Origin of the sequence: Streptomyces sp. NBC_00038 (assembly GCF_026343635.1) — a bacterium.
Taxonomy (GTDB): domain Bacteria; phylum Actinomycetota; class Actinomycetes; order Streptomycetales; family Streptomycetaceae; genus Streptomyces.
In genome coordinates this window covers 2,353,149-2,373,285 of the sequence record NZ_JAPELQ010000001.1, presented here as the reverse complement: position 1 = coordinate 2,373,285, position 20,137 = coordinate 2,353,149, and the positions used below count along the sequence as shown (strand labels likewise).

Annotated in this window: 15 protein-coding genes; 12 read left to right on the top strand and 3 right to left on the bottom strand. The window is 69.5% G+C overall.

Going from position 1 to position 20,137, the window contains the following annotated elements:
- Window positions 1-276: 276 nt before the first annotated feature.
- Entirely contained in the window at window positions 277-1,467 is a 1,191-nt protein-coding gene (locus tag OG219_RS10970) for a DUF5685 family protein (RefSeq protein WP_266825351.1), read from the top strand.
- A 42-nt stretch (window positions 1,468-1,509) separates the two neighbouring features.
- Here OG219_RS10970 and OG219_RS10965 read toward each other — a convergent pair whose 3' ends face one another.
- The gene (locus OG219_RS10965; protein WP_266825349.1) at window positions 1,510-2,472 is read right to left on the bottom strand and encodes an ABC transporter substrate-binding protein; all 963 of its coding nucleotides are present in this window, start codon (window positions 2,470-2,472) and stop codon (window positions 1,510-1,512) included.
- Window positions 2,473-2,985: 513 nt separating this feature from the next.
- Between OG219_RS10965 and OG219_RS10960 the strand changes: the two genes are divergently transcribed.
- From OG219_RS10960 to OG219_RS10910, 11 genes are all read left to right on the top strand, one after another.
- Entirely contained in the window at window positions 2,986-3,831 is an 846-nt protein-coding gene (locus tag OG219_RS10960) for an amino acid ABC transporter permease (RefSeq protein ID WP_266825347.1), read from the top strand.
- Window positions 3,828-5,636 carry an FAD/NAD(P)-binding domain-containing protein gene (locus OG219_RS10955; RefSeq protein ID WP_266825345.1) on the top strand — a complete coding sequence of 603 codons (1,809 nt, stop codon included), beginning with the start codon at window positions 3,828-3,830 and terminating at the stop codon, window positions 5,634-5,636. Before OG219_RS10960 ends, OG219_RS10955 begins: the two co-directional genes overlap by 4 nt.
- A gap of 67 nt (window positions 5,637-5,703) precedes the next feature.
- Window positions 5,704-6,585 carry an amino acid ABC transporter permease gene (locus tag OG219_RS10950; protein ID WP_266825343.1) on the top strand — a complete coding sequence of 294 codons (882 nt, stop codon included), beginning with the start codon at window positions 5,704-5,706 and terminating at the stop codon, window positions 6,583-6,585.
- Between the two features lie 20 nt (window positions 6,586-6,605).
- Window positions 6,606-7,358: an amino acid ABC transporter ATP-binding protein gene (locus OG219_RS10945; protein ID WP_266836058.1), complete on the top strand. Its 753-nt coding sequence runs from the start codon at window positions 6,606-6,608 to the stop codon at window positions 7,356-7,358.
- 58 nt (window positions 7,359-7,416) lie between these two features.
- Window positions 7,417-8,394 (top strand): ABC transporter substrate-binding protein, encoded by a 978-nt coding sequence (locus OG219_RS10940; RefSeq protein WP_266825341.1) that lies wholly within the window; start codon window positions 7,417-7,419, stop codon window positions 8,392-8,394.
- Between the two features lie 79 nt (window positions 8,395-8,473).
- Window positions 8,474-9,553 (top strand): LLM class flavin-dependent oxidoreductase, encoded by a 1,080-nt coding sequence (locus OG219_RS10935; protein ID WP_266825339.1) that lies wholly within the window; start codon window positions 8,474-8,476, stop codon window positions 9,551-9,553.
- Entirely contained in the window at window positions 9,550-10,848 is a 1,299-nt protein-coding gene (locus tag OG219_RS10930; RefSeq protein WP_266825337.1) for an NtaA/DmoA family FMN-dependent monooxygenase, read from the top strand. The genes OG219_RS10935 and OG219_RS10930 overlap by 4 nt, the downstream gene beginning before the upstream one ends.
- Window positions 10,849-10,852: 4 nt before the next feature.
- Window positions 10,853-11,635 (top strand): DUF1684 domain-containing protein, encoded by a 783-nt coding sequence (locus tag OG219_RS10925; RefSeq protein WP_266825335.1) that lies wholly within the window; start codon window positions 10,853-10,855, stop codon window positions 11,633-11,635.
- Between the two features lie 440 nt (window positions 11,636-12,075).
- Complete coding sequence (locus OG219_RS10920) at window positions 12,076-12,978, top strand: S1 family peptidase (protein WP_266825333.1); 903 nt, start codon at window positions 12,076-12,078, stop codon at window positions 12,976-12,978.
- A gap of 179 nt (window positions 12,979-13,157) precedes the next feature.
- A complete protein-coding gene (locus OG219_RS10915; RefSeq protein WP_266825331.1) occupies window positions 13,158-14,006 on the top strand; it encodes a slipin family protein in 849 nt (282 codons plus the stop codon).
- A 301-nt stretch (window positions 14,007-14,307) separates the two neighbouring features.
- The gene (locus OG219_RS10910; RefSeq protein ID WP_266825329.1) at window positions 14,308-15,390 is read left to right on the top strand and encodes a S1 family peptidase; all 1,083 of its coding nucleotides are present in this window, start codon (window positions 14,308-14,310) and stop codon (window positions 15,388-15,390) included.
- Window positions 15,391-15,547: 157 nt separating this feature from the next.
- On the opposite strand, the gene OG219_RS10905 is transcribed toward OG219_RS10910, so the two are convergent.
- Together OG219_RS10905 and OG219_RS10900 are read right to left on the bottom strand one after the other, a co-directional pair.
- Complete coding sequence (locus OG219_RS10905) at window positions 15,548-16,531, bottom strand: hypothetical protein (protein ID WP_266825327.1); 984 nt, start codon at window positions 16,529-16,531, stop codon at window positions 15,548-15,550.
- Window positions 16,528-19,992 carry a DNA polymerase III subunit alpha gene (locus OG219_RS10900; RefSeq protein ID WP_266825325.1) on the bottom strand — a complete coding sequence of 1,155 codons (3,465 nt, stop codon included), beginning with the start codon at window positions 19,990-19,992 and terminating at the stop codon, window positions 16,528-16,530. The genes OG219_RS10905 and OG219_RS10900 overlap by 4 nt, the downstream gene beginning before the upstream one ends.
- Between the last annotated feature and the right edge of the window lie 145 nt (window positions 19,993-20,137).

Below are 20,137 nucleotides of genomic sequence, written 5' to 3'. Positions count from 1 at the left end.
ACAGCGGTCTTTCTTGCTTTCCGCATCCCCATGGTCGTCCATGATGCGGATGTCGCGCCAAGTGGATAGACGCCGCGCGGGGGTTTCGTGACGGTACTGGTGCACAGCGAATACGTCGAGAGCCCGCGTTTCCCAAGGGTCTTGCTGTGTACGGCTGCTGACTAGGAGTGAAATATGATTCTTCACGGCGTATGGGTGACGAGCGGTGCGTACGGGTGAACGGGGTGGTCGATACGATGCCGCAGCTCAACGTCGTACAGGTCACGGGGGAGTGTCGTGTTCGGAATAGTCAGGCCCTGCCGGCACCGTCTCGGTGAGGGGCTCAAGACCCAGTGGATGGCGCATTTGTGCGGGCTGTGCCTCGCGCTGCGCGGGGACCACGGTCAGTTCGCCCGGGTCGTCACGAACTATGACGGGCTGCTGGTATCGGTTTTGACGGAGGCTCAGGCCGAGCGCGTCACCGGGTGGCGGCGTACGGCGGGGCCCTGTCCCTTGCGCGGTATGCGCACCGCGTCCGTCGCGCAGGGCGAGGGCGCGCGGCTCGCCGCCGCCGTCTCGCTGGTGCTGGCGTCGGCCAAGGTGCGCGACCACGTGGCGGACGGGGACGGGCTGTTGGCGCGCAAGCCGGTGGCGCTCGCGGCGCGTCGGGTCGCCAGGAGCTGGGGGCGCGCCGGTGCGCGTACCGGCGCGGAAGTCGGGTTCGACACCGCGGTGCTGGTCGACGCGGTGGACCGGCAGATCGGTGTCGAGGCGCTGGCCGGGCTCGGGACGCCGCTGCTGACCGTCACCGAGCCGACCGAGACCGCGACCGCCGCGGCCTTCGCGCACACCGCCGTACTCGCCGGGCGACCCGGCAACGCCGTGCCGCTCGCCGAGGCCGGGCGGCTCTTCGGGCGGCTCGCGCATCTCCTGGATGCCGTGGAGGACAGGGAAACTGACGCCGTGTCGGGAGCCTGGAACCCGCTGACGGCCACCGGCACGTCGCTCGTGGAGGCGCGGCGGCTCGCGGACGACGCGCTGCACGGGATACGGCTGGCGCTGCGCGAGGTCGAGTTCAGTGACGACAGGCTGGCGCACACCCTGCTCGCGCACGAGCTGCGGAACTCCGTGGACCGCGCCTTCGGTACGAGCTCGTGCGCACACGGGTTGCATCAGGCGGACGTATACGGCCCGCCGACCGGACCGTACGCGCCGCCCGGCGGCCCGGGCGGACCGCCGCTTCCCCCGGAGCCGCCGCACCGCGACCGGCGCGGGCTCGTCGCGGGCTGCCTGGTGTGGGCGGGACTGGCCTGTACGTGCCAGATGTGCTGTTGCGAGTACGAGGACCCGTGGTCCAGAGAGCGCAGGGAAGGGCCCTGCGCTCAGTGCAACGGCGACGGTGGGTGCGGCGACTGCTGCAGTTGCTGCGGCGATTGCTGTGACGGGTGTGATGGCTGCGATGGGTGCGACTGCGGCTGCAGTTGCTGAGTTTGGGGCCGGCTGAGTAGGGGGCCCTGCTGAGTAGTGGGGCTAGTCCTTGATCTCCGGTGGTGAGATCTCCGACTTCTCGATCTCCGAGCCGGTCGTGCCCCACTTCTTGAGGATCTTGTCGTACGTCCCGTCCGCGATGAGTTCGTTCACCGCGGCCTGGAAGGCGGGCGCCAGCTTCGTGCCCTTCTTGAAGGCGAAGCCGACGTCGAGGCGGTGGTACTCGTTGAGGAACTTCACGCCCTCCTGGTGGGCGACCGCGTAGCGCAGGCCGTTGATCGTGCTCATCACGATGTCGCTGCGGCCCTGTTGCAGCGAGGACCAGATCGCGCCCTGCTCGCTGTAGGTCTGCACCTTGTACGCGTCCTTGCCGGCGTCCGTGCAGACCTTCTTGTTGTCCTCCAGGGTCGCCTCGAAGGTCGTGCCCGCGGCGGTCGCGACGTTCAGGCCGCACAGCTGCTTCAGGTCGGTGATCTTCGTCAGTTCGCTGTCGTCGCGGGTGGCGAAGCCCTGGCCGTCGTTGACGTAGGTGACGAAGTCGATCGTCTTGCGGCGCTCGTCGGTCACGCCGAAGTTGCCGATGCCGAGGTCGTACTTGCCGCTGTCGAGGGCCGGCAGGATCGCCTCGAAGCTCGCGGCCTCATAGTCCAGTTCGATGCCGAGGGTCTTCGCGACCGCGTTGGCGAAGTCGACGTCCTGTCCGGCGAGGGTCTTGCCGTCCTCCAGGTACGAGGTGCCCGGCGGCTGACCGGAGACGCTGACCGCGATGCTGAGACCGGTGGTCCCGGAAGGCAGCAACTTGGCCGCCGCCGCGTCCTTCTCGACGGACGAGAGCACGTCCGCTGTAGGGATTCCGTCGTTGTTGACCGCGGCCTGGGCGTCGGTTCCGCCGGAGCCCGTGCTTCCCGAGTCACCGGAACCGCACGCCGTGAGCAGCAGCGCCACGGAGGTGACCAGGGCAAATGGGATGAAATGGCGACTACGGGGTCGCGAGGGCGTACTCATGGCGTACGGATCTCCTGAGCAGGCGGAAGACAGACGGAAGGCAGGGAGTAAGCAGGCAGAGGGCAGCCGGGAAGGCGGCGGGAAAAGAGAGCTCTGTGCGCGAGGGGAGCGCGGGATACGCGTGTGAAGGCGTGGGCATCGGCGCTCAGGCGGCGCCGGAGAAAAGCAGAAAGCGCCCGTCAGAGAGGGCGCCAGAGGTCAGCTCAACAGGAAGAGGACCACACTCGACCGAAGTCGATGTGGGAGCGCGTGACCAGCCACTGCTGCGAATGCATGGGGTAAGTGGAACAGGCATCCGTTTCTGCGTCAACTGACATGAGACGTAGCGCTCACAGTGTGGACACCCTTGACAGGGACGGGAAACGGCCCCGTACTCTCGACGGACGGCCATGCTGAGGGGCTCGGCCGTGGGGCGTCCTCGTGGCGCGCCGTGTGGTCCGTACGGTCCCTGTGGCCGTGCGGCCCGTGTGAAGGCATCACCGTGTTCGACTCGACGCATCACGGAGCCTTCGCATGTCCTCCGACACCCTTACCAAGGTGGCCGCACCGGAAGATGCGGTGCCTTTGCGCATCGTCCCGCAGCGCCGTCTGGGCCAGTGGACCGCCGCCGTCGTCGTCCTGGTCCTGCTCGGGCTCGCCCTCAACTCCGTAGTGCGCAACGACGCGTTCCAGTGGGACGTCGTGGGCGACTACTTCACGACCGCCGCGGTCCTGCGCGGACTCTGGCTCACCCTCTGGCTGACCGCGCTCGTGATGGCGCTCGGCTTCGCCCTCGGCACCCTGCTCGCCGCGTTCCGGCTCTCCTCCAACCCCGTTCTGCGGGCGGTGAGTTGGGGATACGTCTGGCTGTTCCGCTCGATGCCGATCCTGGTGCAGCTGCTGTTCTGGTTCAACATCGGAGTGCTGTACCCGGAGATCCTCGGGATCAAGACGGTGAACCTGCTCGGCCCGGTCACCGTCGCCATCGTCGGCCTCACCCTGCACGAGGCCGCGTACGCCGCCGAGGTGGTGCGCGGCGGCATCCTCTCCGTCGACCGCGGCCAGATCGAGGCCGCGCAGGCGCTCGGGCTGAGCCGGTGGCGCCGCTGGTGGAAGATCGTGCTTCCGCAGGCGATGCGCTCCATCGTGCCGCCGGCCGGAAACATGCTGATCGGCACCCTCAAGGGCACCTCCATCGTCAGCGTCATCGCCGTACAGGACCTGCTCTACTCGGTGCAGCTCGTCTACCACCGCACCTACCAGGTCATGCCCCTGCTGATGGTCGCCACGCTCTGGTACGTCATCGTCACCTCGGTGCTCAGCGTCGGCCAGTACTACGTGGAGCGGCACTACGCGCGCGGTTCGGAGCGCACCCGATGAGCGCCGGACGGCCCTCGCTGGTGATCGTGGGAGCCGGGCCGCGGGGGACCGGTGTCCTGGAGCGGATCGCCGCCAACCTGCCTGAGCTGTACGGGGATTCGGGCGCGCAGGGCTCCGGGGGCGTCGCAGTTCTCGGTGGCTCCGCGGGTTTCGACATCCATCTCGTCGACCCCTATCCGCCGGGCGCCGGACGCATCTGGCGCGAGGAGCAGTCGCCGCTGCTGTGGATGAACTCGCAGGCCCAGGACGCCACGATGTTCACCGATGAGACGGTGGCGATGGACGGGCCGCTGCTCGAAGGCCCCACGCTGCACGAGTGGGCCGGCCTCGACGGGCGCGTCTTCGCGGACCGGCAGCGCCAGGGCACGTACCTGCGCTGGGTGTACGAACGGGCCGTGGCCGCCCTGCCGTCGGGCGTCCGGGTCCAGCACCACCCGCGCCGCGCACTGCGCGTCGAGGGACCCCGTGGCGGTCGCCAGCAGGTGTGGCTGGAGGGCCTGCCTCAACCGCTCCACGCCGACCTCGTGGTCCTGGCGCTCGGTCACCTCGACGCCGAACTCGACGACGAGCAGAGGGAATTGGCGGCGTACGCGGAACGCCATGGGCTGGTGCACCTGCCGCCGGACTTCACCGCCGACAGCGACCTGTCCGCGCTGGAGGCGGGCGAACCCGTTCTCGTGCGCGGCTTCGGGCTCGCCTTCGTCGACCTGATGGTGCTGCTGACGGAGGGGCGCGGCGGACGTCACGAGGGAGAGACGTACATCCCGTCCGGGCGTGAGCCGATCCTCCACGTCGGCTCACGGCGCGGGGTGCCCTACCACTCCAAGATCGGCTACGACTGGGAGGGCGAACGGCCGCCGCTGCCAAGGTTCTTGGGGCCCGCGGAGATCGACGAGCTCCTTGCGCGCCCGGAGGGATTCGACTTCCGGCGTGATGTCCTGCCGCTGGTCGAGAAGGAGCTGGGGTTCGCGCACTACCACCGGCTGTTCGCGGCCCACCCCGAGCGGACGCGGATGGCCTGGAGCGACTTCGAGGAGAAGTACGCGGCCTCGGACGCTGCCGAGATCCAGGCACTGGTGGCGTCCGCCGTTCCCGATCCGGTCGACCGGATCGACCTCGCCGCCCTCGACCACCCGCTCGACGGGGTGCGGCACACCTCGTACGAGGAACTGCAGACGGGCCTGCGTGCTTACATCGAAGGGGACTTGACGCGGCGTCACGACCCGTCGAACAGCCCGGACCTCGCCGTCTTCCTCGGACTGCTCTCCGTATACGGTCAGTTGGTCCGGCTCGGTGACATCGGCCCGTGGTGGCACGGCTTCTTCAGCTATCTCGCCTCCGGGCCGCCCGGACCGCGGCTGCGGCAGATGCTGGCCCTGTCTCGGGCCGGGATCTTGAAGTTCGTGGGCGCGGACATGACCGTCACCGCCGAGGACGGCGTCTTCCGGGCGGGCAGTGCCACCGTGCCCGGCGCGACGGTCGAGGCCCGCGCGCTCGTCGAGGCACGGCTGCCGCACCCCACGGTCGAGCGCACCAGCGACCAACTGCTGCGCGAGCTGTACGCCGACGGGGCCGCCGCGACTCCCGAGGGACTGCTCGCCGTGGACCCCGCCGACGGCCGGGTCCTGGACCGCTCCGGCACCCCGCACCCCCGGCGCTTCGCGCTCGGCCCGCACACCGACGCGCGCGGCTCGGGGGCGTTCACCCGGCCGCGTACCGGAGGGCCGGCCTTCCGGCAGAACGACGCGGCGGCGCGTGCCGTGCTGGCGTTCCTGCGCGCGCTGTCCTGTCGGTCCGCGGCCTGACGCTCCGCGGTCCTGTCCGGCCGCGGCCTGACGCTCCGCCCCCTCCCACCATGCCCCGAGGAACCCCATGTCTTTGACCAGTGATCCACCCCTGTCCAAAACGGCCTCCGAGCCGGAGGACCTCGGCGTGCTCAGGGTGGTGCCCGTCCGGCACCCCTGGCGCTGGGCCGCCATCGCCGCCACGGCGGTGCTCCTCGCGCAGTTCGTCCACGGACTCGTCACCAACGCGGGTTGGGAGTGGGAGGTCTTCGCCGAGTTCTTCACCGCCGAGGTCGTCCTGAAAGCGGTCTGGACGACGCTGCAACTCACCTTCTACGGAACGGCGTTGGGCTTCGCGCTCGGTATCGTGCTGGCCTTCATGCGGCTGTCGCAGAGCCGGTTCCTCAAGGCCGTGGCCTTCGGCTATGTCTGGGCGTTCCGGTCGATCCCGCTCATCGTCCAGCTCTTGTTCTGGTTCAACCTGGCCTACCTGTACCCGGAGTTGCAGTTCGGGATCCCCTTCGGGCCGGGGTTCTACTCCTTCGACACGATGGGCCTGGTCGGGGCGATGAGCGCGGCCGTGCTGGGACTCGCCCTGCACCAGGCCGCGTACGCCGCGGAGATCGTGCGCGGGGGCGTACTCGCCGTGGACGGTGGGCAACTGGATGCGGCGGCCGCGCTGGGCATCCCGAAGCTGCGGCAGATCCGGCGGATCGTGCTGCCGCAGGCGATGCGCTCGATCCTTCCGAACGCCGCCAACGAGGTGATCTCCCTCTTCAAGGGAACCTCCATCGTCTCCGTCATGGCGATCGGCGAACTCTTCTACCAAGTCCAGGTCATCTACGGGCGCAACGGCAGGGTCGTACCCCTCCTGATGGTCGCCACCGCCTGGTACATCCTCCTGACCAGCGCACTCTCCGTCCTCCAGTACTACGTCGAACGTCACTACGCCAAGGGAGCCGTGCGATGAGCGCGCCCACGACCTCCGTCATGGTCGACATCAAGTCCGTACACAAGAGCTTCGGTTCGCTGGAAGTGCTCAAGGGCGTGGACCTCGAAGTGCGGACCGGCGAGGTCACCGTCGTCCTCGGTCCTTCCGGGTCCGGCAAGTCGACGCTGCTGCGCACCATCAACCATCTGGAGAAGGTCGACCAGGGCTGGATCAGCGTCGACGGCACCCTCGTCGGATACCGGCGCTCCGGCGACAAGCTGTACGAGCTGCGCGAGCGCGAGATCCTCAGGCAGCGCACCCAGATCGGCTTCGTCTTCCAGAACTTCAACCTCTTCCCGCACCTCACCGTGCTGGACAACATCGTCGAGGCGCCGGTCTCCGCGCTGAAGCGGCCCCGCAAGGACGCCGTGGAGACCGCGCGGAAGCTGCTCGGACGGGTCGGGCTCTCCGACAAGGCCGACGCCTACCCGAAGCAGCTGTCCGGCGGTCAGCAGCAGCGGGTCGCCATCGCCCGGGCGCTGGCCCTGGAGCCGAAGCTGCTGCTCTTCGACGAGCCGACCTCCGCGCTCGACCCCGAGCTGGTCGGTGAAGTCCTCGACGTCATCAAGGACTTGGCCCACCAGGGCACCACGATGATCGTGGTCACGCACGAGATCGGCTTCGCCCGCGAGGTCGCCGACACCGTTGTCTTCATGGACGACGGCCGCGTCGTCGAGCAGGGCGCCCCCGGCGACGTACTCGACAAGCCGCAGCACGAACGGACCCGTGCGTTTCTCTCCAAGGTCCTCTGAAGCCCCGTTCCTTCTGGAACGTCTCTTGAAATCCCTTATCCCTCATAGGAGTTCGCCCATGCTGTCCCGACGCACCTTCGCAGTCTCCATCGCCGCCCTTGTCACCGCTCCGCTGCTCAGCGCCTGCGGCGGTGACAGTGACGCGGCGACCGGGACGGGCGGCTCGGACACCAAGAAGGTCGGCAACATCAACGTCAGCCCCGACCAGAACCGCGTCCGAGGCAAGAAGGTCGACTCGATCGCCGCGCTCGTGCCGGCGGCCGTCCGTGAACGCGGCACGCTGAAGCTCGGCCAGAGTGCCGACGCCTCGCCGCCACTCGGGTTCTACGCGACCGACGACAAAACCCGGATCGGCTCGGAGATCGACCTTGCGACGCTCGTCGCGGACACCCTCGGCCTCAAGCTCGACAACGAGGAGGTCTCCTGGGAGAACCTCTTCGTCGGGCTCGACAGCGGCAAGTTCGACGCCGTCTTCTCCAACGTCACCGTCACCGAGGAACGCAAGGAGAAGTACGACTTCGCGACCTACCGCCTCGACAACATCGCGTTCGAGGCGAAGAAGGGCGTCGACTGGACGGTCAAGGAGCCCAAGGACGTCGCGGGCAGGACCATCGCCGTCTCCTCCGGCACCAACCAGGAGAAGATCCTCGTCGACTGGAGCAAGCAGAACGAGGACGCCGGTCTGAAGCCCGTGGACATCAAGTACTACCAGAAGGACACGGACTACTACCTGGCGCTCCAGTCGGGACGTATCGACGCCTATCTCGGCCCGAGCCCGTCCGCCGCCTACCACGTCGCGTCCGCCGGCCAGACCGAGATCGTCGGCACGCTCTCCGGCGCCGGCGACAAGCTCCAGGGCAAGATCGCGGCCACCACGAAGAAGGACAGCGGCCTCGTGGAGGCCTACGCGGCGGCCATCGACCACGTGATCGAGAACGGTACGTACGCCGAGGTGCTCAAGCGCTGGGGGCTGACGACCGAGGCCGTCGAGAAGTCCGAGATCAACCCCCCGGGTTTGCCGAAGACCGAGTCGTAGTCCGTGCGGGGGGCGGCGGGATCCGCACAGATCCCGCCGCCCCCTTGCTCCTCTGCTCCCCGCTGAAAGGTTCCACTCAATGACCGCACCGAACGGCCGGGCGCTGCTGCACCTGGCCGCCGCTCTCGATCAGCGGGCGGCCTACGATGCCGCCTCCTACGTGGAGTTGGCGCAGCTCGCGGAGCGTGGGGCGTTCGACTTCGTGACGCTCGGCGACACCTTCGCGCGGCCGGGGCCCGACGCGCTCGCCGTGCTCGCGCGGGTCGCGCCCGTCACCCGCCGGGTCGGCCTGGTGCCGACCGTGACCACCACGCACACCGAGCCCTTCCATGTGCAGGCGGCCGTGGCGACCCTCGACTGGGTCAGCCATGGGCGGGCCGGCTGGCGGATCGACGTCTCGACGTCCGAGGGCGAGGCGCGGCTGTTCGGCCGACGGCATGCCGCGCCCGCCGACGCGCTGTGGCGGGAGGCCGGTGAAGTCGCCGACGTGGCCGCCCGGTTGTGGGACAGCTGGCAGGACGACGCCGAGATACGCGACGAGGCGACCGGCCGCTTCATCGACCGGGACAAGCTGCACTACGTCGACTTCGAGGGCCCGACCTTCTCGGTGAAGGGCCCCTCGATCGTGCCGCGACCCCCGCAGGGCCACCCCGTCCGGGTCGTCGACGCGACCGAGAGCCACGCCCGGCAGACCGCGGCCCGGTACGCCGATGTGGCGCTCGTACGGGTCGCGCGCCCGGCGCAGGCCCGCGCGGTACGGGCCGAACTGCGGGACGGGGCCGCGCGGTTCGGGCGCGACCCCGACGACCTGCGGGTCCTCGCCGGACTCACCGTCGACCTCGGTGACGGCGAGCACGCGGCCGAGCCGGGCCACGGCGGCGGCGGACCCCGGCAGACCGCCCAGGGCCCGCTGTACCGGGGCGGCCCCGTCGACCTCGCCGACCTGATCGTCTCCTGGCACGAGGCCGACGCCGCCGACGGCTTTCACCTCACGCCGGTCGAACCACTCCGTGACCTGGAACGACTCGTCAACGGAACGGTGGCGCTGCTCCAGCACCGCGGCCTGTTCCGCACCTTCTATCCGGGCAGCACCCTCCGGGAGCACCTGGGGCTCGCCCGGCCCGCCAACCAGTACGCCGTGGCAGGGGGAACGTCATGACCGTACGCAAGCAGCTGCACCTCGCCGCCCACTTCCCGGGCGTCAACAACACCACCGTCTGGGCCGATCCGCGGTCCAGTTCCCAGATCGACTTCGCGTCCTTCGAGCATCTCGCGCGCACCGCCGAACGCGGTCTGTTCGACTTCTTCTTCCTCGCCGAGGGGCTGCGGCTGCGCGAGCACAAGGGACGTATCCATGACCTGGACGTGGTGGGACGGCCCGAGTCGATCACCGTGCTCAACGCGCTCGCGGCCGTCACCGAGCGGCTCGGGCTCGCCGCCACGGTCAACGCGACCTTCAACGAGCCGTACGAACTCGCCCGCAGGTTCGCCACGTTGGACCATCTGAGCGGGGGCCGGGCGGCCTGGAACGTGGTGACCTCCTCGGACGCCTTCACCGGGGAGAACTTCCGGCGCGGCGGCTTCCTGGACCGGGCCGACCGCTATACGCGCGCTGCCGAATTCCTCTCCACCACAAGGGAGTTGTGGGATTCCTGGACGCCTGAAGGGCTGCCTCGCCCCTTCGCTCACCGAGGTCAACACTTCGACATCGCGGGGGAGTTCACCGTGCCGCGCTCACCGCAGGGGCACCCAGTCGTCATCCAGGCCGGGGACTCGCCGCAGGGCCGTGAGTTCGCGGCGTCGGCCGCCGACGTGATCTTCACGCGGCACGGGACCCTGGAGGCGGGCCGGGAGTTCTACGCCGACGTGAAGGGGCGGCTCGCGAAGTACGGGCGGGCGCCCGAGGACCTCAAGATCATGCCCGGGGTCACGGTCGTGCTCGGCGACACCGCCGCCGAGGCTCAGGAGCGGGCCGCCGAGATCCGCCGCCTACAGGTCTCGCCGCAGCACGCGATCCTCGCCCTTGAGCAGATCTGGGGCGTCGACCTCTCCTCGTACGACCCCGACGGGCCCCTTCCGGACATCGACCCGGATCCGGAGTCGGCTCTGGTGCAGGGGCGCGTGAAAATCGCCGACCCCTTCGCGATCGCCGAGAAGTGGCGGGCCCTGTCGCGCGAGAAGGGCCTGTCCATCCGGCAGACCATGATCGAGGCGGGCGGCCGGCAGTCCTTCATCGGCACTCCGGAGTCCGTCGCCGCCGAGCTCGACGAGTTCGTGACGAAGGACGCCGCCGACGGCTTCATCCTCGTACCGCATCTGACACCCGGCGGCCTCGACGAGTTCGTGGACCGGGTGGTGCCGCTGCTCCAGGAGCGCGGCGCGTTCCGTACGGAATACACGGGCACGACGCTGCGCTCACACCTCGGGTTGCCGGATCCGGTGTGGAAGGGTTGATCACATGACGACGGACGCATCCGAGGACTGGAAGCACTGGCACGAGCACCGCGGCGAGAAGGTGTCCGCGCCCCATGGACCGCTCGCTCTCACGGGCACCCACTGGATCGAGGACCACCCGGAGGGGCGACTTCCGGGTATCCCGGGGCGATGGACCGCCGGGGACGACGCGGTCGTACTGACGGCGACGGCCGAGGACGGCCTCACCGTGGACGGGGAGCCCTTCACCGGTGAGGTCACGCTCGGCGCCGACCTCGGTCCGGCGGGCGAGGCCCGTGTCGGCCACGGCGAGCGCCGGTTCGTCGTTCTGGTGCGGGAGGAGATCTGGGGCGTACGCGACTTCGACCCCGGCTCGCCCGCGCGGCAGGCCTTCAAGGGCATCGAGGCGACCGAGTACGACCCGCGCTGGTCGGTGCCGGGGCACTTCACGCCGTACGGCGAGAGCCGCACCGTACGCGTCGAGAACGCGGACGGACGGGCGCGCGGGCTGGGGCTAGGCGGGGTGCTCGCCTTCACCCTCGACGGACAGGACCTCACGCTTCAGGTCTCGGTCGAGGGCGACGGCTCGCTCTGGGCTGTGTTCGCCGACTCCACGAGCGGGGAGAGCAGTTACCGCTTCCGGTTCCTGCGGCCCCCGGCGCCCGACGCCGAGGGGCGTACGACCGTGGACTTCAACCGGACCGTGCTCCCGCCGTGCGCCTTCGCGGACCACTTCATCTGCCCGTTCCCGCCGCCCGGGAACACCCTGGGTACGGCGGTCGAGGCGGGGGAGCGGAACCTGCTCTGAGTCGTCCGGTTTCCGGCATGCGCGCGCCGACGGTGGTCTTCGTCGGCGCGCGTTCGCGCGGCCGGACGCATCTCTCTGTGAATTGACTGTGTGCATGACAGGAATGCGCCATTCTCGGCCAGTGCCCCGCTCGCCCGGTGGTCGTGCTCGATGAGGGCGGCGCTCGCCGGTGGTCACTGCGGTGACATGGTCAATGGCTGTCAACACGCGTAGTTCCCGGGCATGGCCGGTGCAAGATCAACCCTCTTGCGCAGTTGGTCAGTTGAACCCTGCATGACCGAAAGGGGCCCTTGCGGACATTGGTCGCACGGTCGAATACTCCCCCTCAGCGCTTCCCAGGAGCACGGCTTGTCCGGAATCCGGGCAGAGGTGTCTCTGGCTGCGCCTCACGGGCCCCGACCCCACGCGGGCCCCACGACTTCCCTTCGGAGGAACGAAACGTGAGGATCAAGCGCACCACCCCCCGCAGCGGTATAGCGAGACGGACCCGGCTGATCGCCGTGACCACCGGACTCGTGGCCGCAGCTGCTGTCACCATCCCCACCTCGAGTGCGAGCGGCGCTGAGCCCTTCAGCGCTTCCGAGTTGAAGAGCGCCAGTTCCTCGGTGCTCAAGGCCGATGTTCCCGGCACCGCCTGGGCGGTCGACGCGAAGACCAACAAGGTCGTCGTGACCGTCGACAGCACCGTCTCCGCGGCGGAGATCGCGGAGATCAAGGAGACCGCGGGCGGCAACGCCGGCGCCCTTCAGATCAAGCACACCCCCGGCAAGATCAACAAGCTGATCCAGGGCGGCGACGCCATCTACGCGACCAGCTGGCGCTGCTCCCTCGGGTTCAACGTCCGCAGCGGCTCCACGTACTACTTCCTGACCGCCGGTCACTGCACCGACGGCGCGGGCACCTGGTACTCCAACTCCGGCCGTACGACGGTCCTCGGCCCGACCGCCGGCTCCAGCTTCCCGACCAACGACTACGGTCTGGTGCGCTACACCAACACCACGATCGCCAAGGCGGGCACCGCAGGTGGTGTGGACATCACCAGCGCGGGCACTCCGGCCGTGGGCGCCACGGTCTACCGTGACGGCTCGACCACCGGCACGCACAGCGGCCGGGTCACCGCCCTCAACGCGACCGTCAACTACGGCGGCGGCGACATCGTCTACGGCATGATCCAGACCACGGTCTGCGCCGAGCCCGGCGACTCCGGCGGCTCGCTCTACTCCAGCTCCGGTATCGCCTACGGTCTGACCTCGGGCGGCAGTGGCAACTGCACCTCCGGCGGCACGACCTTCTTCCAGCCCGTCGTGGAGGCCCTGAGCGCCTACGGCGTCAGCGTCTTCTAGACCGGCACCATCCTGATCAGCGCAGACATCTGATCGGCACTCGCACGACCTGACCGTGCAGCCGGCAACAGGCGAGCCCCCGCACTCAACTGACGTGCGGGGGCTCGCCCTTGCTCGGGTGACGGAGTTACCGTCGACGTACATGCCTGATGCGCCCACTTCGGACCCTGGGGGCCGTAATGGTGGAGGAGCTGGTGGCGGCGGGAGTTTCCGTCGCGTCGGTGGGGCTGGTCTATGTGATGGCCGGGGCCCGTGTCGTCAAACAGTACGAACGGGGCGTGGTGTTGCGGCTCGGCCGCCTGCGCACGCAGGTGCGCGGCCCCGGGTTCACGATGATCGTGCCCTTCGTCGACAAGCTGCGTAAGGTCAATATGCAGATCGTGACGATGCCGGTGCCGGCGCAGGACGGCATCACCAGGGACAACGTCACGGTCCGGGTGGACGCCGTCATCTACTTCAAGGTGATCGACGCCGCCGACGCCGTCATCCAGGTCGAGGACTACCAGTTCGCGGTCTCGCAGATGGCGCAGACTTCGCTCCGCTCGATCATCGGCAAGAGCGATCTCGACGATCTGCTCTCCAACCGCGAAAAGCTCAACCAGGGCCTGGAGTTGATGATCGACAGCCCGGCGGTCGGCTGGGGTGTGCAGATCGACCGCGTCGAGATCAAGGACGTATCGCTGCCGGAGACGATGAAGCGCTCGATGGCCCGGCAGGCCGAGGCCGACCGGGAGCGCCGTGCCCGGGTCATCAACGCCGACGCGGAGTTGCAGGCGTCGAAGAAGCTGGCGGAGGCCGCCGGGGTGATGTCCGAGCAGCCCGCCGCGCTCCAACTGCGGCTGCTGCAGACGGTGGTGGCGGTCGCGGCCGAGAAGAACTCCACGCTCGTACTGCCCTTCCCGGTGGAGCTGCTGCGGTTCCTGGAACGGGCGCAGCAGAGTCCGGCACCTCCGGCGGCAGCGCCTCAGCAACCGGTGCAGGAGCAACTCCCGCCCGCCGAGCCCCCGATGGAATCTGGCTCCGAGTAGTCGAAAACAAGACAGGACTAGACCTCACAGGCTGCGCAACGGGCACTCGCACGCAGTGTTTGCACTGGGAACCCACGTGGCCTGACCACACAGGGTCAAGTCCGTGGGGGCGCACGCCCGTTGTCTACGCGCGTCCTGAAGTCGACCTTGTGTGCCCCCTGTCAGGCTGGGAATAGTGGGTGACGAACAAATTGGCATGGACGCGGCCTTTTCTGTTGTGAGCCGGGTACATGTCCGTACGCCTTCCGGTCGGAGAGGTCCCCACAACCTCCCGGCCGCTCCCCCCACAGGAGGACGTAACTTGAAGCACCGACGCATACCCAAGCGGCGTGCCGCCGTGGCAGGTGCGGGCATCGCCGCACTGGTCGCCGCGGGAGTCACCTTCCAGACTGCGAACGCGAGCGAGGTGACGAAGACCCCCGCGCCCGAGACCCTCTCGATCGCGGCGGCCGGAAAGCTCGCCTCGACCCTCGGCAAGGACCTCGGATCCGACGCCGCGGGAACGTATTACGACGCGAAGGCCAAGCTTCTCGTCGTCAACGTGCTCGACGAGACCGCCGCGAAGACCGTCCAGGCGGCCGGCGCCCAGGCCAGAATCGTCGAGAACTCCCTCGCCGAGCTGACGAGCGCCCGTACGACGCTCAAGAACGACGCGACCATCCCCGGCACCTCGTGGGCGACCGACCCGGCGACCAACAAGGTCGTCGTCACCGCGGACAGCACGGTCTCCAAGGCCGAACTCGCCAAGCTGACCGAGGTCGTCGAGGGACTCGGCTCCAAGGCCGAACTCCAGCGTACGAAGGGGGAGTTCAAGCCCTTCATCGCGGGCGGCGACGCCATCACCGGCGGTGGCGGCCGCTGCTCGCTCGGCTTCAACGTGGTCAAGGGCGGCGAGCCGTACTTCATCACCGCGGGGCACTGCACCGAGGCGATCTCGACGTGGTCGGACTCCAGTGGCACCGAGATCGGCACCAACGAGCAGTCCAGCTTCCCGGACAACGACTACGGCCTGGTCAAGTACACCGCCGACGTCGACCACCCGAGCGAGGTCGACCTCTACAACGGCTCGGCGCAGGCCATCACCCAGGCCGGCGACCCGACCGTCGGCCAGTCGGTGACCCGCAGCGGTTCGACGACCCAGGTGCACAGCGGCACGGTCACCGGCCTGGACGCCACCGTGAACTACGGCAACGGCGACATCGTCAACGGGCTCATCCAGACGAACGTCTGCGCCGAGCCCGGTGACAGCGGCGGCTCGCTCTTCTCGGGCTCCACCGCGATCGGCCTCACCTCGGGCGGCAGCGGCGACTGCACCTCCGGTGGAGAGACCTTCTTCCAGCCGGTCACGGAGGCACTGTCGGCGACGGGGTCCTCGATCGGCTGACGGCTTCACCGCATTTACCGCTTCACGGCTTCACCGCTTCACTGAAGAGACGGAGTCCCGTCCCCGCGCGCGTTGCGGGGGCGGGGCTTTCTCGTGTGTGGCGTGCTGCGGGCGTACTGCCGACCCGGGGGCGGGCGTACCACCGCGGAAGCCGGTTTCATGCGACGCCGGGTGTCACCGCTCCTGCCGGACGCACCGTCCCGGGGCCGAACCGGTCCCGGGCGCGATCAGCGGCGGCCTCGATGCGGCGGGCTTTCTCGTCGATCGGATCGAAGGCCAGTTGGTGGGAGGCCAGTTCGGCGGCGATCAGGTCCTCCGCCCGCAGGGAGAGGGTGCGGACGCGGGCGCGCTGAAGGGCGAGCCGGTCGTGGAGCTCGTAGGCGAGTGCTGTCAGGGAGCGTGTGTGGGCGGTGGGTTCGCTCAGCTTCCGGGTACGGGTTGTCGTCGAACGGTCTGCGTAGCGGACGCTGAGGGTGAGGGTGCGCGCGGCCTGGGACTCGGCGCGCAGCTGCAGACCGAGGCGGTCGGTGAGTGAGAGCAGGGCGGCGCGCTGCCGTTCCCGGTCCAGTTCGTCCTGGGGGAAGCGGTGTTCGACGCTTATCGAGCGGGACGCCGCTGAGGGGATCACCGGTGTCGGGTCGAGGCCACGCGCCGCGTCATGGAAGCGGCGGCCGGCAGTGGCGCCCAGGATGCGCTGCAGCGTGCCGAGCGGTGCGGCGGCGATCCTGCCGACGCTGTCCAGGCCGTACGAGGACAGGGTGCGGGCGGTCGCAGGGCCCACACCTTGTAGCGCGGCGGCGGGCTTCTTCGCGAGGAAGGCGGTGACCGTGTCGATGTCGTCGGGCAGGGTGCGCACCGCCGAGGGCGGGCCGTCGGCCGCGACCATGCGGGCGAGCAGTGGGTTCTCGGCGACCCCGACCGTCGAGCGGAGCCCGTACAGCCCTCCCGTGCGTGCCCGGATGCGCTCGGCCAGTGCCGTGGCGTCCGTGCCGAAGTAGCGCAGGCTGCCGGAGACGTCGGCCAGTGCGGCGTCCGGTGGCAGCGCCTGCACCACGGGGGTGTACTCGGCCAGCAGGGCGAGAAGACGGCAGTGGATCCGCTCGTCCGACAGGTCGTGGAAGTGGATGTAGAGGATGCTCATCCTGCGCTCCCCGGGCTCTGGTGCCACAGCTTGCGGCTCTGCTTGACGGACTCGCCGGGCGGCTGCAGGTCCGCCCACGGATGCAGCGCGTAACCGGTCTCCAGCTGGAGGCTGCGTTTGCTTGCGCCTCTGCCCGGCGGCGGGCCGGTCCGGGTGAGCTGTTCCGTCACCGCCGACAGGCCGCCTTCGCTGCGCAGCTCGGCCAGTTCGGTGAGGTCCCAGGCGGCGGAGCCGGTCACCGACAGTGCCTTGCCGCTGCCTCCGCCACGGCGCTGCACCACGCCGCGCACGAGCAGCAGCCAGGAGTGGAAGACGGTGTGCGCGCAGGCGTCATGGCTGTCCTCGAAGAACGCGCAGTCCACCAGGCCTGTCGTGTCGTCGAGCGTGGTGAAGATGACCCGCTTGCCGGAACGGACCGGCGGGGTCTGAACGGCCCCTTTCGCGCCGGCGACGAGCACTACTTGCCCGTGCGGCAGGTCTTTCAGCTGCTTCGCGGAGACCGCGCCGAGTTCCTCCAGCAACTCCCGGTAATCGCCCATGAGATGGCGGGAGGCGTCCATGCCGAGCACCCCGAGCTCGGCACCGAGCCGCTCGACATCGTCCAGGTCGGGCAGGTGGGCAGGGGCGACCGCACTCTGGGACCCGTCGGTCGCACCCAGCGTCAACTGTCCTTGTGAAGAGTGCTGTTGGCCGCGATGCAGCTCGGCGAGGTGCAGAAGGAGGTCGCGGCGGTTGCGGCCGAAGGCGTCCAACGCACCGACCTGGGCGAGGCGTTCGGCAACCGGCCGGGACGGCCGGGCCCGGGAGACGAAGTCCTGGAGCGAGCTGTACGGGCGCCCCGCGACGATCCGCTCCGCCTCTCTCTCGCTCATCCCGCGTACGTCGCACAGGGCGAGCCGGATCCCGTGGACGGGCCGATCACTCCATTCATCAGACACCAGTTCGATTTTATAGGCGGCATCCGACGCGTTCACATCCAGCGGCAGGATCGGCACCCCCCGCCGCCGGGCATCCGCGAGCAGCAGCCGCTTCGGATACATTCCGGGGTCGTGTGTGAGGAGCCCGGTGTAGAAGGCGGCCGGATGATGGGCCTTCAGCCACGCCGACTGGTACGAGGGCACCGCGAAGGCGACCGCATGCGCCTTGCAGAAGCCGTACGCCCCGAACGCCTCGACGATTTCCCAGGTCCGCTTGACGACCTCCTCCTCGTATCCGCGCTTGCGCGCCTCCTGTGCGAACCACGCCTGTACTCGTCCGACCTGGTCGGCGTTCGACAGCGCCCGCCGCGTGTAGTCGCCGAAGGCCAGGGTGCAGCCGGTCATGACCGACAGGATCTTGATGATCTGTTCGTGGAAGACCACCACGCCGTGCGTCTCGCGCAGCGCGGGCTCCAGGTCCTGGTGCGGACAGCGGGGCGCCTGCCGCCCGTGCCGGGCCTTGATGAACGGATCGACCATGTTGGCCGCGACCGGTCCCGGCCGGAACAGCGAGATGTCGACGACGAGATCGTGGAAGGTCTCGGGCTGCAACCGGGCGATGAGGTCGCGCTGGCCGGGTGACTCGGTCTGGAAGCAGCCCAGAGTCTGCGAGGACTTGATCAGCTGGAACGTCTTCGGGTCGTCCGGCGGCACCTGGGTGGCGTCGTCCAGGTCGATGCGGTGCCCGGTGGTCCGCTCGATCTCGGTGACGGCGTGCGCCATGGCGGACTGCATGCGTACCCCGAGCACGTCGAGCTTGAGCAGCCCGAGGTCCTCGACGTCCTCCTTGTCGAACTGGGACATCGGGAAGCCCTCGCCGCTGGTCGGCATCACGGGAGTGCGGCGCAGCAGCGTCGCGTCGGAGAGCAGCACGCCGCACGGGTGCATGGCGATGCCGCGCGGGAGCGCGTCCAGGGCCTCGACCAGGTCCCACATGTGCGGGCCGTACGCCTCCGGGTCGATGCCGCGCAGCTCCGGCAGTTCCTGCAGGGCGGCACGGGCATCCCGGGCCCGGATGTGAGGAAACGATTTTGCAAGCCGGTCCACCTCGGCCGGGTCCAGGCCGAGGGCAAGGCCGACGTCGCGCACGGCGTGCCGCACCCGGTAGGTCTCCGGCATGGACACGGTGGCCACCCGCTCCGGGCCGAAGCGGTCGATGATCGCCCGGTAGACCTCCAGGCGGCGGGCGGACTCCACGTCGATGTCGATGTCGGGCAGCTCCGCGCGCTTGTCGGACAGGAAACGCTCCATGAGCAGACCGTGTTCGACAGGGTCGGCGGTGGCGATCCCGAGGAGGTGGTTGACCAGGGAACCCGCGCCGGAGCCGCGGGCGGCGACCCGGATGCCGAGTTCGCGGGTGTCGGCGACGACCTGGGCAACGGTGAGGAAGTACGAGGCGTATCCCATCCGTTCGATCAGGCGCAGTTCGTCCTCGAGGCGCTCCCAGCGGTGGCGGTCGCGGTCGTAGTGGTGCAGCAGCATGGCGGCGGCGCACTTCGAACGCAGCACTCGCTCGGGGGTGCGCCGATGGGCACCGACGAGCCCCGGTTCGGGGAAGTGGACGCGGCCGAGTCCCAGATCGTCCTCGGGGTCGACACGGCAGGCCGCGGCGGTCTCCTCGGTGACCTCGAGCAGCCGACGGGCGGTGTTCGCGCGGTATCCGGCGGCCTCGGTCACCTGCTCGGCGATACGAGCCATGTCCGCCGTGGGCTTGAGCCACCGCTCGCCGCAGTCGCGCTCGCCACGCGGATCGATCGGCACCAGGCGGCGCGCGGAGTCCAGGACGTCCGCGACCGGGCCCTGGCCGGGGTCGGCATAACGCACGGCATTGCTCAGGACGGGCGTGATCCGCTGGTCGACGGCGAAGCCGAGAGCACGGGCCGCGAGCCGCAGCGAACCGGGGCCGGTACCGCTGCGGCCATGGCAGACGACCTCGATGCGCAGTGCCGCGTCCTCGTACCGCTCCCGCCAGGGCGCGAGCAGCTGCGCGGCGCGGTCCGGGCGCCCCGCCGCCAGAGCACGGCCGACGTCCGAGGCGGGGCCCAGCAGCACGGTGAGGTGTTCCCCGCCGAGGGCGTCCCAGGGCAGCGAGGGGCGCTTGCTGCCCGCCGTGTCCGCGTGTGCGGCACTCACCAGCCGGCACAGTTCGGCCCAGCCGCGGGCCCCGTCCCGGGCAAGGAAGACCACGCGCTGCGCCGACTCGTCGACGAAGGCACCGCCACGAGCCGGTGCGCGTCGCCGCTGCGTGCGTCCAGCCGCTTCGGGGGGCGCCTCTACCGCGAGATCCACCCCGAACAAGGGGCGGATGCCGGCCCGGCCTGCGGCCTTGGCGAAGCGGACGGCGCCGCCGAGGGTGTCCCGGTCGGTCAGGGCGACCGCGTCCATTCCCCGCTCGGCGGTCCGCTCCGCAAGCTGCTCGGGGTGCGAGGCGCCGTACCGCAGGGAGAACCCGGAGACGGCATGCAGATGCGTAAAACCGCGCATCCGTACCACCTCGCCACTGACTGCCCCCTGTCTCCGCATCGCCACTCCGGTCCCTCCGGGGTGGTGACACCACAATAGACCAGCATCGAACATGTATGCGATTCGAAGCGGGTGCCGCACTCGAGGCGCTCGGCAGCGCCTCATC